This window comes from Chitinophaga sp. Cy-1792 (assembly GCF_011752935.1).
Classification (GTDB): Bacteria; Bacteroidota; Bacteroidia; order Chitinophagales; family Chitinophagaceae; genus Chitinophaga.
Map to the genome: position 1 here is coordinate 2,530,192 of NZ_VWWO01000001.1, position 18,336 is coordinate 2,548,527.

Genomic DNA, 18,336 nt, shown 5'->3' on the forward strand with positions numbered 1-18,336 from the left:
TATAAACGTTGAACGCTCTACCAACTGAGCTACACTGGTTTCCCAGCAGCAGGGATCGAACCTGCGACCCATAAATCGAAGTAACTCATTACTACGGCACCAGTTGTCAAAGAATTTTAGGTATAACATCAATGAATATACGAATCACAGGGCAATTAACGTTGCAGGGTTTTCTCATCCGGCGCGTCACCTCCCGCCCTCACCAATGGTGAGTGAGGAATCGAACCTCATCTCCGAATCCCATCGAAGTAGCCTGTAACTACGGCACCTGTGAATAATTTGATAAAGCGGCAAGGCAAAAAGCGCAATGAGTCTTTTTTGATGCAGTACCACTTTATCAAATAAATGCTTTTCAGGGAAAACAAACAGAATGACTATAATTGAATGGCGGATATATGTTCCAATGCATCTTGTCCTTTATCAATTGCCTCCATCACTTCAAACACTTTGTCACTCCATCCGGAGATCAGGTGCACATCATTCTCCTCAATACTCAGGGGAGTATGACCCAATCCCGCCAGGTCGAACAGGTAGAGCTTTGCAGCAGGGAACAATTGTTTATATGCTGTCCAGTTCTGTTTCATGGCATTGATGTGTGTATTATGTTTTGTGCTCCACATCTGGCAATCCGTGAAGAACATTATTTTATCTGCCTGATATTTTCTTTTTACCAGATCTTCCAATACCAGGTGTGCGTTGGTGCTGTATCCCACTTCGCCTTCTCTTTTATAGAAAGCGTCTATGTTGGCAAGGATATTCTTTCCCGGGAGGTTCACCACTTTCCACGTATCGCCGAACATACCGCTCATCACGTTGTCGCATTTGGACTGCAACATCATTCCCAGCATCAGCCCGATATCGTACGACAGTATTTTGCTTTTGGCAGAAACAGACCTTTGCATGGAGCCAGATACGTCGCAGGCGATGACTACCCTGGTATTGGCATTGAACCCTTTCAGGTTGGCAATGCTGGCATGTAAAGCCGCTTCCAGCGCTTCCATCACTTTCCCTGTCATTCCGTGACGTACTTCCCGCAGTTCGCGGTAAGCAGCCAGAAACCGGAAAGGCAACTGTTTTGATTTTCTGACAGCTTCAGGGTAAGACAGCAGGTCGCATACATCTTTTATATGCTCGTAGCTGATCTCTGCTTCCAGCATGTTGCGCAGGTTACGCATCAAGGCCATATAGCCCAGATCCTGACTATCTATCAATGCTTCCCAGGTATCGCGGAATGCTTTTTTCTTTTCTTCCTCGTTGGCATACTTTACCTGTCCCGCAGCGGAAAGCTGCGTTTCCCAGGTAAATGGTGTAGCCAGTTCCTTTTTGGCTATTTTATTGAACAGTTCCTGTTGTGCTTCATTTTTCGCTTTAGGATGTACGAGGAACAGGGCATCCCGCAAGGTGATGGCTGTTTTTCGGTCATATTTCGCGAACTGATATTCATCGAAACGGTTGAAGGCTGTGGTCAATCCTTTCTGCACTTGCTTACTCAGCTTATGCAGTTTTTTCGTCTCTTTACGTTCGTTGGCCATGGTGTAGTAGGCCAGCAACTCGGTAATTTCATCTGCACGTTGTACCACTCTGCCTACTGTCTGGCTAACAAGGGCATCACCACTGTGTTTTTTGGCCAGTTCTACTGCCAAAACCATGGGGATGCTGCGCATATACATTTTTTCACGGGCGTATACCGCCAGCTTTGCTACGAATACAGGATCGGTTTTAGCCATCAGACCACGGATACGATTCAGTTTTTCTGCTCCTTTTTCATAGAACTGATCGCTCAATGAAGCCGTTACCACGCTGGTGTACAGCTCCATTTCCGGGGTCAGCTTGTACGCCGTATATCCTTCATGGTTAGTTGTTAACTGTGTGCCGCGTTTAAGAAAATTGAATTTCATATCCTTTGGGTTTATTGTGTGTGATTGACCTTACAAAGATGCGAGTGTATCTACGCAGTCTTTTTGCGTAGGTCAAAAAACTTTATTTTTTTTAATTATTTATTTCGACGCAGATTGCATGTTGACAAAGTAACCAGGCAAAAAGACGCGTTAGGGTAATTTCTACAGTGTTTTACCAATTCAACTATTCCACAAGGGACTTTTAGCTTACAAACCCTGGCTGCATAGGATAATCACTTCTTAAAGGCGGCAATTCTGCTGGTCGGGTATAAGGTGTAATTGGATAGCGAATGTAAAAAAATATTCGTTAAATTATAATTTCCCAGGTAATGGAAAAGGTAATTTAAAGTGAGCAGCGTAAGGGTGGTTACCACATATAATGTGATGTAAGACATTTCCTTTAAGTCTTATCCCATTCAGCAGATGAATATGCTATTCACTATAATGGCAACTCAAATCATAATACCATAAGCATTACTTTTTAGATGAATGAATAGCTTTTTTCTGCTTAGCGCCGGCTTGCCCTTCTGGTGTACAGAAAAAATCTCCATCCGCTCCTGCACTGCACTACCAAATATTTCAAATTTTTGATGTGCCCTACTGCTGTACTCAACCACAGTATTTTTTTCAAACACGTTACTTCGGCCTCCACAGTGAATTGCTGGGCGCTACGGGATAAATGAAGGGTGGGCGGCTTCATACTACTTTCCAGATGACGATTGCCATCACGCTTGTTGGTGTTTACATAATCCTCGTAATAGTAAAGAAAGTTATCTTTAAACTTATGTGCAGGTATAAACGCTGTGCTTATCGATTGCTGTTCGATAATAGCCTGACTTTTCTTTACCTCCAATAAAGCCAATGCCTGTTTATTATTGTTCTTTTGTGTCTGATCTTTCGGCTTCATATATACGAGGATGCCAGTGGCCGGACGTTGCCCCTTACCACGGCCAAAGTCGTAATAGTAGTACGTTTTGTCGCCGGTCGTGTTCTTGCGTTTCAGGAAATTCATGCGCCAATGATTTTGAAAGTACAACCATTGGCACTAATAACATGCCGTGTCAGTAAGGGTTTGAGCCAATTTTTAAGATCGAACGAAAGCGGAAAAAAGCGGAAGAAAGAATTTTTTAGCAACACAGATGCTGTGTTGACATACTGCCAAAATGCCGGTAGACAGTAGCTTTGGAGAAAAAACCGGACAAAATAAGACAATCACAAACAAAAGATCCTGTAAGCTATGCTTACAGGATCTTTCCTAGTGCCCGGAACTGGAATGATATCGAACCGCATAGTATTGATATTTAAGTAGTTATGTTCGGATATTAATGTATAGTTATCAAGGTTTTTTCGGTAAAACATCTTGAACCTTTCTCCTCTGCTTTGGAGAAAATCTATCAATTTGCAAAAAAAGTGGTTTATGATCATTTTAGTCCGGTTAGACTGGGGCGGCTGACACATTTCGAACCTTTTTTATAGAATATTTAATTACTATTGAAAGAGCTCAATTATGAATAGAAAAAATTAATCGAATGGATCGCAAGAAAGCAATGTCCTGGGCCAATGAATGTTATTGACTTTTGGATTGGATAAGATAGTAACTTTATTTACAGAATTACTCCTTCACACCCTCTCGTTGAATTTGAAATTTCATAATGCTCCATAAAAACCAATTTATTATTTTCAAACCTGAAGGTTACCTTCATTATATATATTGATGCTTATTATTTACTATATTTGCTAATATCTATCAAGATATTATTTTATATATGACGCCAAAACTGGATGAATGTATAAGGGGGCCACGCAAGATATATTTTTGCGACAGTTAGCTTAGTAATTGGATGTGGACACTTCTGTCATTGGTAAATAGAGCGGAGCGACAGACAGCTACCGAAGGAGTAGATTTCCTTATTAGCTGAAATTTTATATGCGGGCAAGGAGGAATTATAAAGTTTTTAATTAACAGATAGGTTATAATTGTGTTGAAAGATGAAAAGTTAGCTGATGAAGCTTTAAAAACTGTATCGAAAAAATTTAAGTAATACAAGTAATACCGATAGAAGTAAATGGCAAAAAAGGAAGTACTAACCGATTTTTGGGTATATGAACTCTTAAAGGAAGCTAATATTAGTTTGCACCCTCAAGGTAGTAATATCAAAGAGATTAATGAGGCTTTAAAGTCTGCTTCTAAGGCTGGGACTGGAAAAGTTGGGTTTCCTGAATACTGTGGTGTGGTGAAAGATTTTTTATTGCTTATAGAAAACAAGGCGGATGTATCGAAGCATATAAACAGAAATGAAAAGAACATAATCGGTATGGATGTATCGAGTATAAAGAGTTTTGCCGTTAATGGAGCTTTATTTTACGGCAAACATTTGGCTCAAAAAACTTCGTACAAAAAGATTATTGTGTTTGGGGTTTCGGGAAATGAAAAACGGCATAGGATTACCCCAGTTTTTATTGATGAGAGAGGTGGTTATAAGGAATTAGAAGATGTGGAAACCTTTCTGCTTTTTAACGAAAGCAATATTGAAGAATATTACACAAAGAATGTATTGAAAGAGCAGACACCCGATGAAAAAACAACCGAAGAAATACTAAAAGATGCTAAAGTCCTGCATGAGGATTTGAGAAACTACGGTAGTATTCAGGATAAAGACAAGCCTCTTATTGTATCGGGTATTCTTTTGGCTTTAAGAGAGATGGAACATAAGGGCTTCAGTATAGAAAGTCTTACTGGAGACGAAACCAATACGGATGGTGAAAAAATATGTGGAGCTATTGAGAAAAATCTTCAAAGAGCAAATGTGTCTCCACAAGTAAAAAAAGACAAACTGCTAAGCCAGTTTTTAGTTATTAAAGACACGAAGGCTATCAATGAAATAAACGAAACGCTTCAAAAAACGCCATTAAAACATTATACTGAATTTCTATACGAAAATATTTATAAAAACATCAAGTATATACATTCTGCCGAAGATTATTTAGGCCGGTTTTATGGCGAATTTATGTCTTATTCCGGTGGCGATGGACAATCCCTAGGAATTGTTTTAACACCTAAGCACATCACTGAATTGTTTTGCGATTTGGCAGATTTAAAACCTACTGATACTATACTTGACCCTTGCTGTGGCACTGCTGGATTTTTGATAGCGGCCATGCATGACATGTTGCAGAAAACAGATAAACCAGACCTTCAGCGGAAGATAAGAAAAAACCAATTGCATGGTTTAGAGTTGCAGCCATATATGTTTACCATTGCGACTACAAATATGATATTGCGGGGCGATGGAAAAAGTAACTTAGAGCAGGAAGATTTTTTGAAACAGAATCCAGCACAGTTACAGGAAAGAGGTTGCACAGTAGGTATGATGAACCCTCCTTATTCAATGGGGAGCAAAAATAATCCCAATCTTTATGAAATTAATTTTACTGAACATTTGATTAACTCTATTACGGAAGATGGAAAAGTGATTGTAATTGTTCCTCAATCCTCCATGACCGGCAAAACCAAAGAAGAGCAAACGAGTAAAGCTAATATATTAAAGTATCACACACTGGAAGGAGTGATCACACTTAACAAAAATACTTTTTATGGTGTCGGGACCAATCCTTGTATAGCAATTTTTACGGCAGGTGTACCGCATGATAAAAGTAAAGTAGTTAAGTTTATTAACTTTGAAAAAGATGGCTTTGAGGTGCAAAAACACCGAGGACTTGTTGAAACCGTAGAGGCAAAAGATAAAAAGCAACATTTATTGGATGTGTGGTTTGACCGTATAGAAGCCGAAAGTCGTTTTTGTGTAAGAACGACTATTGAGGCGGAAGATGAATGGTTGCATTCGTTTTATTATTTTAATGACGAAATACCTACAGAAGCTGACTTTGAAAAAACAATGGGTGACTATCTCACTTTTGAGTTTAGCATGATTATGCAGGGAAGAGGTTATTTGTTTGATAATGAAAAACAATCTTAGTAATGGATCTTGTTAATTTGGAATGGAGGGAATTTTCTCTGACTGAGATCTTTGAAATAATTCAAAGAGGGAAACGTCTCAAAAAAGATGACCACATAGAAGGGAGAATTCCTTATGCCTCATCCACTGCGTTAAATAATGGAATAGATGGGTTTATTGGGAATACACAAAACACAAGAACTTTTGAAAATTGCCTTACAATTGCAAATAGTGGAAGCGTAGGTTCAACTTTCTATCAGCCCTTTAGAGTAATAGCTAGTGACCACGTTACCAAACTGGGAAATAACAATTTCAATAAGTATGTCTACTTATTCTTAGCGACTGTACTTTCGAGAATTAGTGATAAGTATAGCTTTAATAGAGAGATAAATGATTTGCGGATAAAGAAGGAAAAAGTTTTGTTACCCGTTACCTCCCAGGGGACCCCTGACTATGTATTTATGGAAAACTACATGCGTAAAAAAGAAGAAGAGATGCTTGAAAAATATGCTAAATATACTAAATATACGGGAACTGATTACCTTGCCAATAATGGATCTGGAAGTATTTAAAAAAGAAACGGTCTGAATTTCTTTCGACCGTTTTTCACCAAGTTGCCTAGAGGTCTTTACTAATAAAAAAGCATCATGTAATATATCAAGATTGTATCGAACCTTACAAACCTTTATCCGTAACACATTTAACAGGCTATATATAAAATATTAATCTGTTTAAAAACGATAAAACCCGCTCTTAGAACGGGTTTTATCGTTTTCTAGTGCCCAGAACTGGATTCTTATCTAGTTGTGGGGGAATTAGTTGTGAGGTATTTGTGTCAATGGTGTGTCGATTAACTCCACCAATTATTCTGATGGAATTTTCCCTAAATAGTTTATCAAGCAGGCTGGAGTATGTGCATACTGCGAATACATTGAAATAATTGTTTTAAGATTTACATGGCAGACTAGACCTGCTTTACTAAGCTTTTGATCTGTTACTGAATCTTTACTAACCAAGACAAGGAACTTATGAAAGAATTCTATTAAATATTTCCCCCTCAAGCAGCTTACCATGTCCGTTGAATTGAAATACGCATCAATTTCATTAATTCTCTTTTCGTCGCAATCAATTGCTGTTTTAAAATCAGTTCGAATTCTACCAAGATCATATTTACGGACAATCTCTAATAAATCAACAAAGATATACCCCTTCTTAAAAGTATCATCTAGTGCGACTCCAGTTGTATTCAGATTTTCGTTTCTCTTCTTTTCTTTTAAACAATAATACCATGCATTAAATAGGGATTGAGCCGCTGTTGCCTCTGTAAGCATTTTCACATAATGTTTTAGAATATTTTGATACCCTTCATCCACCTCTGAAAGTGCAAATTCATTTTTGAGTACCTCTCCCATTACCTCAGGATAACAATATAGGTTCTCTATTGAATAGGTAGGTGTTTCATAAATATCATCATTATTCAACCGATCATCGAAATCCAGATCTACAAAATAGCCAATCTTATATTTTAGATAAACTTCGTGGTTTTTTATAAGCTCATATACCTTTAAAACTTTGCTTTTGCCTCCGCATTGAATAGGAAACAACTGCAATTTATCTAATCTATTCTTGACACGAAGATTATAATATGGGGCATCCTTGCCTTCAATAAAATAAAAATATCCCTTTTTATCTTCTCCTACATGTTTAATAAATGTTTGGTAGGCAACATTTGGATTATTTTCTCTAGCCTTTCTCAAATCATCTGCCGTCATTGTCATGTAATATAGGGGTGTAATACTCTTGTAGACTTATTGCAAACCTATCAAGTTCATTCTCGAATATGAAGGGAGAATGTGTTACCGCAAGTAAATATGGACATTTGTTAGAATTTACTATGTCCGGAAGCAGCCTTCTTTGCCAAAATATGGATAATGACAATTCAGGTTCATCAAATAACACAATGAATGTTTGATCTTTCATGCTCAAATAAATCCTTGATAGTATTGAAATTATTTGTTTTTCGCCAGATGAAAGTTTGCTCAATTGGATCTTAGAGTCATTTATAGTATTTTTAATATAAATCTTCATTCCACTCTCATCATAATAAACTTCTTTGTGCACCAAATAAGAATTACATATGCTCTGAAATGCCTTAATCTGGGTGTCATATTCACGTTGTTGATCATAAATATCAAAAAGTTTTTCCAAGAAATAGAGGAGGAAAGGATCTTGATCTTTAACTTCTTTGTTATTGATCATTGCTAGGATCTTTTCTTTATCTTCTATACTCATTTCCTTACCAATTCGCTCCAGGATTATCTGAACATCCTTTCCATTTAACTTTTGTATAAAAGCAGGGTTTGTATTTGGTATTCCCTTAACTAATTGGCTTAAAATCTCACCCGATAGTTTCGCAAATCCTTCTTTTGAAAGTCTATCTATTATTCCAGTAAATGTATCAAAACGTTTTTGCACATCGTCCATTCCGAAGTGGATCAGACGATTATCTTCTTTATTTTTTTTAAAAGCCTCTTCATCATATCCAAGGTTTTTCAATTCTTCCTCAACTCTTCTAAAAGTTGGAAAGTAGAGAATATTGGAATTGCCTATTCTCTCTTTAATCATCCTATCAATTACGTCCAACTCTTTTTCAAATGAATCACCAGAACTTGGAGAATACTTAACGTTTAAATAAAAGTAATCTTCAATGAATTCTAAAATTAGATCTTCATTTACATTGTATTTTTGTTTAAAATTATTTTCAGATAGATACTCCCGAATTTTATTTCTAGAGGGTCTTTCATTTTCAAACTTGCTAAAGAGGTTTTCAAGGTGATAATATCCCACAATATCAACAATTTTTTCATACTGATACCGGGCTACCAGAGATTTTGAGCTTTTATATTTTTTATGATTAAGGATTTCCTTATTTATGAAACTCGAATTCTTTTTATCAAATACAATCTCAATTTCTTCAAATGTATAATCGCGTAACTTGCTGAAATTTCTGCTTAGAATGTAGTAAATGATATTAAGAATTTGAGTTTTTCCCATTCCATTTTCTCCAATGAAAATTTTCATCGGACCATCAAGGGGAATATCAATGTCATATTGGTCTAAAAATTTCCGTATGCGAATACGCTCAATTCCTATTTTATTCATATTTGGCTAGTTTACCAATATCTAATTTTAGATTAAGCCTAATTTAGTAAGATACCTAAAAAAGATGCAAATAAAAAAATTAATATTCCCATCACCAAAGTTTGTAATTCCTTATTACAAAACAATTTATAATTACGTTTTTTGCTATACACAAAGGCGCCTGTTAATGCGCCAGCAAGTTGTATCATTGTTACACAATGAACATGAAAGCAACCTCCGCAGTCGGCCGCTTTGGATGAAAAAAGCCGCTCGGAACTCGCGGCTTTATGTGTGGGAAAACAAAACATTTAGCCCTAAAACTGGCTCACTCTTGAGCCAATTTCAGGGCTGTTTAATAAAGATCAGTACATCAAAATCTTATCAAGATCACGGTTAATTGACGCCTTTATTTCCCTGGCGGTTTGTTTAATCATCTCCTTTTCTGCATTACTTATGCTGATGGGAAAGGGTGATTTCTCCTGCTGATCGTCATACGGTTTAGACTTTCTGTAATAGGTCGAAAGACTCCAATCACATCCTTCACATACACGATCCCGTAATAATATTGGTGTCGAGGCAAACAATTTCTGAAGGTCATTCAATAAATTCTGGTGCATATTGGTCACTGGTTTTTCATGGTTACGGGAAGGGATACGTTAAATTTGGTTATGCCGTTTCTACTATGAACGGAGATCTTTCCGCCTAACAATTCCGAGTACTTTTTGCATAAGTACAACCCTAGACCAACACCCGCTTTGCCCTTTTCCAGTGTCTGATATGGTTCAAAAACTGCTTTGTGTTGTTCCCTTGGGATAGTCATCCCGTAGCTGGTGACGTGGAATTTCAGGTTGCCACCCATGATACGCACGTAGAAATAAATGGTGGTGCCAGTACCACAATACTTAAAGGCATTGTGCAGCAAGTTGCAGATTATCTGTTGCGTTTTGATGCCGTCTATCTCAACTTTTGTTCCTGGTGTGATGTGAATTCTTGCTGACAGATCGACACCTGTAATGCCTTTATTTATCATAAATGGAGCAACACAGTTGTGTAGGAAGGGCGCAATTTCTATCAATTCTTTGGAGATAAGCGCTCCTGTTTGCGCCATGCCCAGCATATTATCGTAGACATTCAGGGCATTATTCGTAATTGCCTTTACGAAGTCAAAGTAGTCGGATGCTTCACTTTTAATGGCTCCATCCGGCAATTTGTAAGACTCAATTGCATCTAATGCCTGAGTGATCCCGGCCAGTTGGCCTTTCAATTCATGGGCTAACAAGCCAATAAATGCTTCTCTTAGCCAATCAGTACTGGCGGACCGGAAAGATTCCTGACTGGCATTTACTTTAGTTGGATTTTGCATAAATATAACCTTTGAGGTGAACGATCACATGAACATCCCGGCCCGTTTTTCAACCGGAAAAAGTAAAAGAGTAAGTAGATGGAAGGGAGAGCTGGCAGTAAGGTATAACAACGAAAAAGGCGTAGAACCAACTCTCCGCTATAGAGGCCGTAGGAAGCCCGAACACAGATAAGTTGGCCCACGCCTTTTCAGCATGAGCCTTTACACTTATCACCTTGTGCTCTGAAATTTCCTACGTTTCTATAGCAAGGTAAAAAGCGAAATGCTTCAAAATATCTTTATTTGAAGAATCGCAAAAATATTAATAATCAGAATAATACTCAAATCATATCGCCATAAGCACAGCTGTTTTGATGAATGAATAATTTCCTCTCACAGTACGAATATAAATAAAATAATGACATATTCGTCATTAATGAAAAAATTATTTCTTGCCATATTGTATAAATGGCAACACAAATAAGAGATAATAAGCTGTTAAAAGGCATCGCCGCCGTCCTGAAGGATTTACGAGAGGTAAAGGATGTGAGCCAGGAAGAGGTTTATAACGATACCAATATTCATGTAGGTAGAATTGAGACTGCCAAGGCTAACCCGACCGTTAGTACAATTTCCGCGTTATGCAAGTACTTTGGGTTGTCCGTATCTGCATTTTATAAAAAAGTTGAGGATCACATGTAAAAATCTTCATTCTCCCCTCCACAAAAATAATCCACTGTTACGAGCCTACGTAACGCTGCGCCTCTGCTTCGCGCCGGCTTGCCCTTCGGGTGTACTGAAAAAAAATCTCCACCCGCTCCTGCACTACACTGCCGAACATTTCAAATTTTTGATGTGCCCTACTGCTATATCTCAGCCATAGTTCAGGGTAGTATTTTTTTCCAAACACGTTACTCCGGCCTCCACAGTGAATTGCTGGTCGCTACGGGATAATGAAGGGCGGGGATGCGCTCACAGCATCAAAAAATACGGCAGCAGCTCCGGCGTAGGCAATTGATCGATAGTGCTTTGCTGATCTGCTGGTCGATGTCTTTTATATGTTTTCTGCACCTGCTTTGTAGTGCTATGCCCCATTAAATAAGCGATCGTTGGATCATCTACCAGTTTATCTTTCAACAGAATCGCAAAACTCAATCTGGCGCACGACCATGTAATATATTTCCCAATCTCAGTTGCTGCTATCCACTTTTCCAGCACTTTGTTAGCCCCATCTGCTGTGGGTAAACGAAACAATAGGCCGGTAGCGGAGAACCTGCGTTTCTCAACGACCATGCGCGCGATAGGATGCAGCGTTAAAGTAACCGGTAAGCCTGTTTTAGCCTGAATGATCCGCGTAGTTAGTTTGACTCCGTTAATCTGGCCGATACTTAGTTTTTTAACATCTACCCATCGCAACCCGGTATAGCAACAGAAAATAAAGGCATCCTTTACCTCTTCGTTTGTGCAGGGTGTATTCAACAGCTCCAGGTATTCAGGAACTTCCAGATGTTCTTTTAGCCGGACGCTGGGATTTGATTTAGCAGTAACCTTTTCGGTAGGGTTGATTCTTAAATAGCCGTCAGCTGTGGCAGCAGCAAGTACCCATTTAAACCGGGTATAGTAATCGGCGGGCGTCTCTCCGGTATATTTATCTAACAAGAACCTACGGAAAGCCTTGCAGGTGTTTTCTGTTATGTCACCAGGGGAAATAAAGTCTGCATTGAGAAATAGCCTGAATTGCTTCAGGCTACTTTCCAGATGACGATTGCCATCACGCTTATTAGTGCTTACATACTCTTCGTAATAGTCGAGAAAGTTCTCTTTAAACTTATGTGCAGGTATAAAGGCGGTACCTATCGATTGCTGCTCGATGATAGCCTGACTTTTCTTTACCTCCAATAAAGCCAATGCCTGCTTATTATGGTTCTTCTGTGTCTGGTCTTTCGGTTTCGTATATACGAAGATGCCAGTGGCCGGACGTTGCCCCTTACCACGGCCAAAGTCGTAATAGTAGTACGTTTTATCGCCGGTTGTGTTCTCACGTTTCAGGAAATTCATGCGCCAATGATTTTGAAAGTACAACCATTGGCACTAATAATATGCCTTGTCAGTAAGGATTTGGGCCAATTTTCAAGATCGGGAGAACGCGGAAAAAAGTGAAGGAAAGAATTTTTTATCAACACAGATGCCGTGTTGACATACTACCCCAAAGCCGGTAGATAGTAGCTTTGGAGAGAAAGTGCGTGTGTCAGATTTGTGTCGTGATTGGTGAATGAAAGCAGAAAAAATCGTTAAAAATGACACTTGACTAAATGAAAAAAGGCTTGTAAGTCAATTACTTACAAGCCTCTTACGTGCCCAGAACTGGATTCGAACCAGCACACCCTTGCAGGCGCTGCGACCTGAACACAGTGCGTCTACCAATTTCGCCATCTGGGCAACTGATTTTGTGTTTCAGGACCGCAAAGATACGCAGGAATTTAATATTGCCAAATTTATTTTTGACTTTTCTCGCTGAAAATGAAATTGTTGTGTTACTCTGCAAACTCCCAGGCGCTCTGGTAGCCGTTTTGAGCCTCTGAATACTTGATGAAATCAGCATAGAAAGGCAGTTGAGACAGTGTACCACTATCACCGATAATCACCAGTTTCTTTCTGGCACGGGTCATCGCTACGTTCATGCGACGGATATCTGACAGGAACCCAATCTTACTTTCTGTATTGCTACGGGTCATGCTGATATATACAATATCTCTTTCCTGTCCCTGGAAACTATCGATGGTATTGATGGTAATACGGGAGAGATAAGGCTGTAACGCAGGATAATGCGCCAGCTGCTCTTTTAGTACCTCAATCTGTTGCCTGTAGGGAGAAATGATGGCTACTGTAGGGAAGTTCTCCGGCTTGTAGTGCGGTACCAGGGTATCTGCCACCAGCTCCAGGTGCCTGAACAGGAACGCTGCCTCTTCCGGATTGGTGGTGCTGGTGCCTTCTGTTTTTTCGTCGAAGCCACAGCCGGCAGTATCTATGAAGGCCAGCGGCACATCGGTATCAAACAGCAGGTGCGAGGCTACAGAGGCATGTGCCTTTAGCTTATCGCCATAAAAAACACCGGAAGAATAACCCATAATAGCTGTATGCATGCGGTATTGCTCTTCCAGTAATACTACCGCTTCCGGATAAAGGTTAACTACTTTTTCCAGTAATGTTTCCGCCAAACCTGCTGCAGCAGCATCGTTCGACTTAATCGTCGGCGGAAGCTGACAATGGTCGCCGGCAAAAATGACGCGTTCTCCTTTCAGGATCGGTATCCAGCAGGCAGGCTCTAATGCCTGTCCGGCTTCATCAATGATGACCGTATTATATTTTAAATGTCTTACCGTGTAATGGTTGGCACCTACCGGCGTAGCGGTAATTACCTGTGCTTTCGCGACAATATCTTCTACTACATATTGCTCTGTATCTTCCACCAGCTTGATGATTTTGCGGGCTTCGTCAAACAGTGCTTTTCTTTGCTCACGTTCTGCTTTTCCGAAATTACGCTTGTATTTATGCGCCATATTACGGAATTCATTCGCCTGCTTACGCAGCCGCGATACCTCTTTTATGCCGCTATGGCCGGTCATTTTGCTATCGAGGGTGAGGGAAAGTAATTTCTCTGATACACGCGCAGGATTCCCGACACGTAATACGTTCATGCCTTCCTCTGCCAGCTTTTCACTTAAAAGGTCTACAGCAGTATTGCTGGGCGCTACTACGAGTATCTGTTGCTTTTCCTGCTGGTACAGTGTTTTGATGGCCTGTACCAGTGTAGTGGTTTTACCGGTACCTGGAGGGCCATGTACTACTGCCACATCTGCTGCCGATAAAATCTTATTCACCGCCGCATTTTGAGATTCGTTCAGCTTTGGAATATGTACCGGAGAAATATCTGTTCTGAAAGATGGTGCCGCCTGACCTGTCAATACCCGCACAAGGCGGCCTTTTTTAGGGTCGTCAGCGATAGTATCAGCCTGTTTTAAGGCATTTACCATCTCGTCGTAGCTATTGTCGTCGAAAAGGAGATCTATCCCCAGTTTGCCGTTATCTGCCCATTCCGGGAGTTCATCCGTTCGTAAGGTTATTTTAAGGCGATTACCACCTACCCAGGATATCACGCCTTCCTGTTTGTCCTGCTTACGGTCGTGGTTGGAGAAAAACAGTGCAGAAGTGCCGGCACGAAGCTGATGTGGCAATTCCTGGTTGGTAGTGCGTTCTACTTCTACGGTCAGATAATCACCGCGGCTCATCTCACTGCCACGTATCGCGATGGGGTACCACGCCAGGCCATTAGCCCTGCGCTCCTGTATAGATGTGCTCTCCGTTAAAGCCTGATAGTTGCGTTGGTCTTCTTCCCGTTCTGTTTTTAACAGCCCAAGCAGCTTTTTAAAATAATCCATCCTGCAAAGATACTAATAAGTTAAGGGTTAACATGGGCTGCTATCTCCCAGAAATCTCTATAATATTATTTATTAATTTACTGTATTCTTCGCTGAATGGCAGATTTTTATTAATATATAATTTCTTCCTGATAGTATTCACCGTTTGCTGTGTAACGGGATTGAAACCATTGATTTCCTCGTCTTTCCAGTAAATGCCTGAGCCTCTTTTCTGCCAGGCTGGCAAGTCGTTGTAATTGATGCCGTTACTAAACAGAAGTTCGTTTTTATCGGCGGTATTGAACCTGTTGATGCGCTGTGTGGCCTCCGTGGCTGAGTTGCCTTGCTTTCGCAATAGCCAGTAACAATGTGCACTCAGCGCATTCCGGTGGGCATCTTCATTACGCCAGCGGAAATAATCTGTTACCAGACCGCTGTTGGGAAATTCACACAACCGGCAGTCAAAGCTGGCCAGGTCGCCCAGTAACAGGGAAAATTTAGCACTGGCTTCTCCCGCCAGGATAGAATTCCATTTACGCTCCTTCCGGCTAAAGGCATTTTCATTCAGATGAAATAACAATGATATTTCATCGCTCTGCGTATAGCCGTACACGATATTAAAACCGCAATTCATCAGATGCTGTACGGTGGTCAGCATATAGTCATGAAACCTTTCATCGAAAGGCTTTTCAAAATCATGTTTCTCTTTGGTTAGCCTGGTAAATCCACGTCCATCTATGCGCGCTACTACATACATTTCAGGCATAACGGCTCTGTCGTGGTGGGTCTCAAAGCTGCGCATCTTCCCATCCAGTTCATCAAATTTCATGTTCCCAGTTTTTAATTACAAATTGGTTATCCTGAATAGATACATAATACAGCTCATCAAATCCTTCTTCATAGGTGGGTATCTGCAGTCGTTTGTAGGCCGCCAGCACACCTTTTTCGGGAATAAGCGCCTTTCCGGTTCTCAGGCTATTGCGCTGCAGGGATTTTTCCAGTTCAGATTTAAAATAATAACATTTTATCCTGTACTTATTTTCTTTTGCCAGAAGAATATATTTGTTCCGTTCTGCCATGGTCGTATTGGTATTATCTACCACAAAAGCTTTGAAACTATTAAAGCAGGCATCCAGGAACAGGTTTTCCCTGTTCCTCGTGGAAAGCAGGTCCAGCGAGATTCTTACATGACTGTTGAAAAAGTGTTGCTGGTAAAAGGTAGATTTACCGGTAGCCTGTATACCACAGAATATGATTGCTTCCATAAGGGATGAATATAGTTTTTTTTCTTGAAGCAAAATGAGAGTGCCCCACAGAGGCCCTCTCATTTTGCTTCGGAAATCCATGAATCCCTGGAAATATATTAATAGCTCAACGTTATACCAGCTCCAAATCCCATATCACTGTCGTAATGGGTAGATATAGCCAGATTTTTGGTGACAATATACCGGAAGCCTGCCATATACTCATAATCGGTATTCACCATGAAATTGAAGCGCAAACGCCTGGATATAGGCACATCTTCCCGGCTTAACTGTACACGCAGCCTGCCTTCCGTATCCAGAGAAGCATCCGCCACAATCAGCATCGGTAATGTGTATTGTAAGCCGACATGAAATACCTGGCGGAAATCTTTGGTATTCTGCTGACCAAAGAGATTTTTTTCTGTATCATTCATCTTACGATAACGTACATCCCAGCCTATATACGGAAACAGCCACTGCATCTTACCTATATACCTTCCGAAATGACTCTCACTTTCATAGCCATGTCTATCGTTAAGGCCTACACGCCATTCGGTGGTAAGGCGGTAACGGGTGTTGGCCAGCATCAGCTCCCCGTCGCTGCCATTGCTTTCCAGGCCTACACGGCCCATAAAGTGTAACATGCGGTCATCACGCTTGATCATCCTGAAAGACTTCACCGGATCAGGAATCTGAGGGTTTGGGGGAGAATCTTCATAACTGAATACCCTGCCCATTCCACTCATCATATGGTACAGGATATGGCAATGGAAGAACCAGTCGCCACTCTCTGTGGCCGCAAATTCAATAGTATCTACTTCCATGGGCATGATATCCAGCACGGTTTTCAGCGGAGAATAATCACCCTGGCCATTCAATACCCGGAAGAAATGCCCATGAAGGTGCATCGGATGGCGCATCATGGTGTTGTTGAAGAGAATGATACGCACGTTTTCACCACGTTTGATCAGTATTTTATCCGCTTCTGAAACGGTTTTGTTATTGATACTCCATACATAGCGGTTCATATTACCGGTAAGCTCGAACTTCAGTTCCTTTACCGGTGCATTGGCAGGAAGCGTGGTTTTCTCCGGTGCGCGCAGCATGCCATAGTTCAGTGTAACGATATCACCACCGCCCATGTTCATATCGCCCATATCATGGCCTGCGTGTCCGCCGGGTGCTGTACTTTCCGCTTTGGCAGCGGGTTTGTCATCGCCGGTAATCTCAGGGTACATGACGGTGTTCATATCCATGGTCTGGTTACTCATCTGCATACCGGTGCTGGTATCCAGGTCGCCATTCATCTTCATCATGTCATTCATCATCTTCATGCCTTCGAAATATTTCAGCTTAGGCATGGGCTGCATGGGCATTTCCATGCCACTTCCCAGCCAGAGACCGGTAGCGCCGGTACGGTCTTCTGCTGTAGCCAGCAGCTGGTACTTCATGTCTTTGGGCACGGTTACTATGATGTCGTACGTTTCGGATACGCCTACTATCAGCCTGTCTACTTCCACGGGTTCCACATCGGCGCCATCGTTGGCAACAACGGTGATTTTGCCGCCGGAATACTGCAGCCAGAAATAGGTGCTGGAGCTTCCGTTGATGATACGCAGTCTTACCTTGCTTCCGGCCCTGAGCTGGGGCATACTATCTGCCAGCCGGCCATTGGCCAGGAATTTCTCATAATACACATCACTCACATCCATGGCATTCATGCGTTTCCATTCATTGGTAACTTTGGTGCCAAAATGTTTTTGACGGATCGCCTCTGTATAACTTTGTGTAGAACCTTTTTTGATGGCAAACCAGTCGTTGGCATTATGCAGGTACCGGTTTACCTGGTGGGGGTGCATATCTGTCCAGTCACTTAACAGCAATACTTTTTCGGGGATAGCTGCTTTTTTCCGCGGATGAAATATCAATGCGCCATACATACCGCTTTGTTCCTGGAACATCGTATGACTGTGGTACCAGTAGGTGCCGTGTTGAACAATAGGAAATTTAAATTCATGTGTTTGTCCGGCCTTGATAGGACTGGTGGTGAGGTACGAAACCCCGTCCTGTTCATTGGGAAGAATAATGCCATGCCAGTGAATGGAGGTCTCTTCTTTTAGCGTGTTATGAACATATATCAGCGCGGTGTCGCCTTCTGTGAATTCGAGGGTGGGGCCCGGAATAGTGCCGTTGATGGCCAGTGCATGTCCCATTCTACCGGAATAGGTAACCATGGTGTCGCCTACGTACAGATCGTATCTTATCGTTTTGGGTGCCTGGGCTATAGCCTGACTTCCAATAACCATAAGGGTTATATATAACAAAAACTGTTTCATA

At 40.9% G+C, this 18,336-nt stretch carries 13 protein-coding genes and 1 tRNA gene; 3 read left to right on the plus strand and 11 right to left on the minus strand.

The genetic code is table 11. From position 1 onward, the window contains the following. Nucleotides 1-374 precede the first annotated feature (374 nt). Nucleotides 375-1,898 carry a TROVE domain-containing protein gene (locus F3J22_RS10330; protein ID WP_167016789.1) on the minus strand — a complete coding sequence of 508 codons (1,524 nt, stop codon included), beginning with the start codon at nucleotides 1,896-1,898 and terminating at the stop codon, nucleotides 375-377. A 508-nt stretch (nucleotides 1,899-2,406) separates the two neighbouring features. Further along, the gene (locus F3J22_RS10335) at nucleotides 2,407-2,910 is read right to left on the minus strand and encodes a hypothetical protein (RefSeq protein ID WP_167016791.1); all 504 of its coding nucleotides are present in this window, start codon (nucleotides 2,908-2,910) and stop codon (nucleotides 2,407-2,409) included. A 1,054-nt stretch (nucleotides 2,911-3,964) separates the two neighbouring features. Between F3J22_RS10335 and F3J22_RS10340 the strand changes: the two genes are divergently transcribed. Together F3J22_RS10340 and F3J22_RS10345 are read left to right on the plus strand one after the other, a co-directional pair. Next, the gene (locus tag F3J22_RS10340) at nucleotides 3,965-5,875 is read left to right on the plus strand and encodes a class I SAM-dependent DNA methyltransferase (RefSeq protein WP_167016793.1); all 1,911 of its coding nucleotides are present in this window, start codon (nucleotides 3,965-3,967) and stop codon (nucleotides 5,873-5,875) included. 2 nt (nucleotides 5,876-5,877) lie between these two features. After that, the gene (locus tag F3J22_RS10345) at nucleotides 5,878-6,426 is read left to right on the plus strand and encodes a restriction endonuclease subunit S (RefSeq protein ID WP_167016795.1); all 549 of its coding nucleotides are present in this window, start codon (nucleotides 5,878-5,880) and stop codon (nucleotides 6,424-6,426) included. A 291-nt stretch (nucleotides 6,427-6,717) separates the two neighbouring features. Here the strand turns inward: F3J22_RS10345 and F3J22_RS10350 are convergent, their stop codons facing one another. The 3 genes from F3J22_RS10350 to F3J22_RS10360 all read right to left on the minus strand — a co-directional run bounded on the left by F3J22_RS10350 (nucleotide 6,718) and on the right by F3J22_RS10360 (nucleotide 10,358). Next, nucleotides 6,718-7,626, minus strand: a complete 909-nt coding sequence (locus F3J22_RS10350; RefSeq protein WP_167016797.1) for a DUF4435 domain-containing protein — start codon at nucleotides 7,624-7,626, stop codon at nucleotides 6,718-6,720. Further along, nucleotides 7,613-9,016, minus strand: a complete 1,404-nt coding sequence (locus F3J22_RS10355; protein ID WP_167016799.1) for an AAA family ATPase — start codon at nucleotides 9,014-9,016, stop codon at nucleotides 7,613-7,615. Before F3J22_RS10355 ends, F3J22_RS10350 begins: the two co-directional genes overlap by 14 nt. Nucleotides 9,017-9,617: 601 nt before the next feature. Beyond that, a complete protein-coding gene (locus F3J22_RS10360; RefSeq protein ID WP_167016801.1) occupies nucleotides 9,618-10,358 on the minus strand; it encodes a sensor histidine kinase KdpD in 741 nt (246 codons plus the stop codon). Nucleotides 10,359-10,805: 447 nt separating this feature from the next. Between F3J22_RS10360 and F3J22_RS10365 the strand changes: the two genes are divergently transcribed. After that, on the plus strand, nucleotides 10,806-11,039 hold the full coding sequence (locus F3J22_RS10365) for a helix-turn-helix domain-containing protein (protein ID WP_167016803.1): 234 nt from the start codon (nucleotides 10,806-10,808) through the stop codon (nucleotides 11,037-11,039). A 270-nt stretch (nucleotides 11,040-11,309) separates the two neighbouring features. On the opposite strand, the gene F3J22_RS10370 is transcribed toward F3J22_RS10365, so the two are convergent. The 6 genes from F3J22_RS10370 to F3J22_RS10395 all read right to left on the minus strand — a co-directional run bounded on the left by F3J22_RS10370 (nucleotide 11,310) and on the right by F3J22_RS10395 (nucleotide 18,305). Then, nucleotides 11,310-12,395: a site-specific integrase gene (locus F3J22_RS10370; protein ID WP_167016805.1), complete on the minus strand. Its 1,086-nt coding sequence runs from the start codon at nucleotides 12,393-12,395 to the stop codon at nucleotides 11,310-11,312. Nucleotides 12,396-12,692: 297 nt separating this feature from the next. Continuing rightward, nucleotides 12,693-12,776: transfer RNA gene (locus F3J22_RS10375), tRNA-Leu, on the minus strand. Between the two features lie 95 nt (nucleotides 12,777-12,871). Then, on the minus strand, nucleotides 12,872-14,776 hold the full coding sequence (locus F3J22_RS10380) for an AAA domain-containing protein (protein WP_167016806.1): 1,905 nt from the start codon (nucleotides 14,774-14,776) through the stop codon (nucleotides 12,872-12,874). Nucleotides 14,777-14,816: 40 nt separating this feature from the next. Then, the gene (locus F3J22_RS10385) at nucleotides 14,817-15,584 is read right to left on the minus strand and encodes a tRNA(His) guanylyltransferase Thg1 family protein (RefSeq protein WP_167016807.1); all 768 of its coding nucleotides are present in this window, start codon (nucleotides 15,582-15,584) and stop codon (nucleotides 14,817-14,819) included. Then, a complete protein-coding gene (locus tag F3J22_RS10390; RefSeq protein ID WP_167016808.1) occupies nucleotides 15,574-16,020 on the minus strand; it encodes an AAA family ATPase in 447 nt (148 codons plus the stop codon). Before F3J22_RS10390 ends, F3J22_RS10385 begins: the two co-directional genes overlap by 11 nt. A 98-nt stretch (nucleotides 16,021-16,118) precedes the next feature. Further along, complete coding sequence (locus F3J22_RS10395) at nucleotides 16,119-18,305, minus strand: multicopper oxidase domain-containing protein (RefSeq protein ID WP_240155034.1); 2,187 nt, start codon at nucleotides 18,303-18,305, stop codon at nucleotides 16,119-16,121. Between the last annotated feature and the right edge of the window lie 31 nt (nucleotides 18,306-18,336).

Bases quoted from the DNA above. Each gene is read 5' to 3' on its own strand.
- F3J22_RS10330 (WP_167016789.1), bottom strand. From the start codon at position 1,898: ATGAAATTCAATTTTCTTAAACGCGGCACACAGTTAACAACTAACCAT.
- F3J22_RS10335 (WP_167016791.1), bottom strand. From the start codon at position 2,910: ATGAATTTCCTGAAACGCAAGAACACGACCGGCGACAAAACGTACTAC.
- F3J22_RS10340 (WP_167016793.1), top strand. From the start codon at position 3,965: ATGGCAAAAAAGGAAGTACTAACCGATTTTTGGGTATATGAACTCTTA.
- F3J22_RS10345 (WP_167016795.1), top strand. From the start codon at position 5,878: ATGGATCTTGTTAATTTGGAATGGAGGGAATTTTCTCTGACTGAGATC.
- F3J22_RS10350 (WP_167016797.1), bottom strand. From the start codon at position 7,626: ATGACGGCAGATGATTTGAGAAAGGCTAGAGAAAATAATCCAAATGTT.
- F3J22_RS10355 (WP_167016799.1), bottom strand. From the start codon at position 9,016: ATGAATAAAATAGGAATTGAGCGTATTCGCATACGGAAATTTTTAGAC.
- F3J22_RS10360 (WP_167016801.1), bottom strand. From the start codon at position 10,358: ATGCAAAATCCAACTAAAGTAAATGCCAGTCAGGAATCTTTCCGGTCC.
- F3J22_RS10365 (WP_167016803.1), top strand. From the start codon at position 10,806: ATGGCAACACAAATAAGAGATAATAAGCTGTTAAAAGGCATCGCCGCC.
- F3J22_RS10370 (WP_167016805.1), bottom strand. From the start codon at position 12,395: ATGAATTTCCTGAAACGTGAGAACACAACCGGCGATAAAACGTACTAC.
- F3J22_RS10380 (WP_167016806.1), bottom strand. From the start codon at position 14,776: ATGGATTATTTTAAAAAGCTGCTTGGGCTGTTAAAAACAGAACGGGAA.
- F3J22_RS10385 (WP_167016807.1), bottom strand. From the start codon at position 15,584: ATGAAATTTGATGAACTGGATGGGAAGATGCGCAGCTTTGAGACCCAC.
- F3J22_RS10390 (WP_167016808.1), bottom strand. From the start codon at position 16,020: ATGGAAGCAATCATATTCTGTGGTATACAGGCTACCGGTAAATCTACC.
- F3J22_RS10395 (WP_240155034.1), bottom strand. From the start codon at position 18,305: ATGGTTATTGGAAGTCAGGCTATAGCCCAGGCACCCAAAACGATAAGA.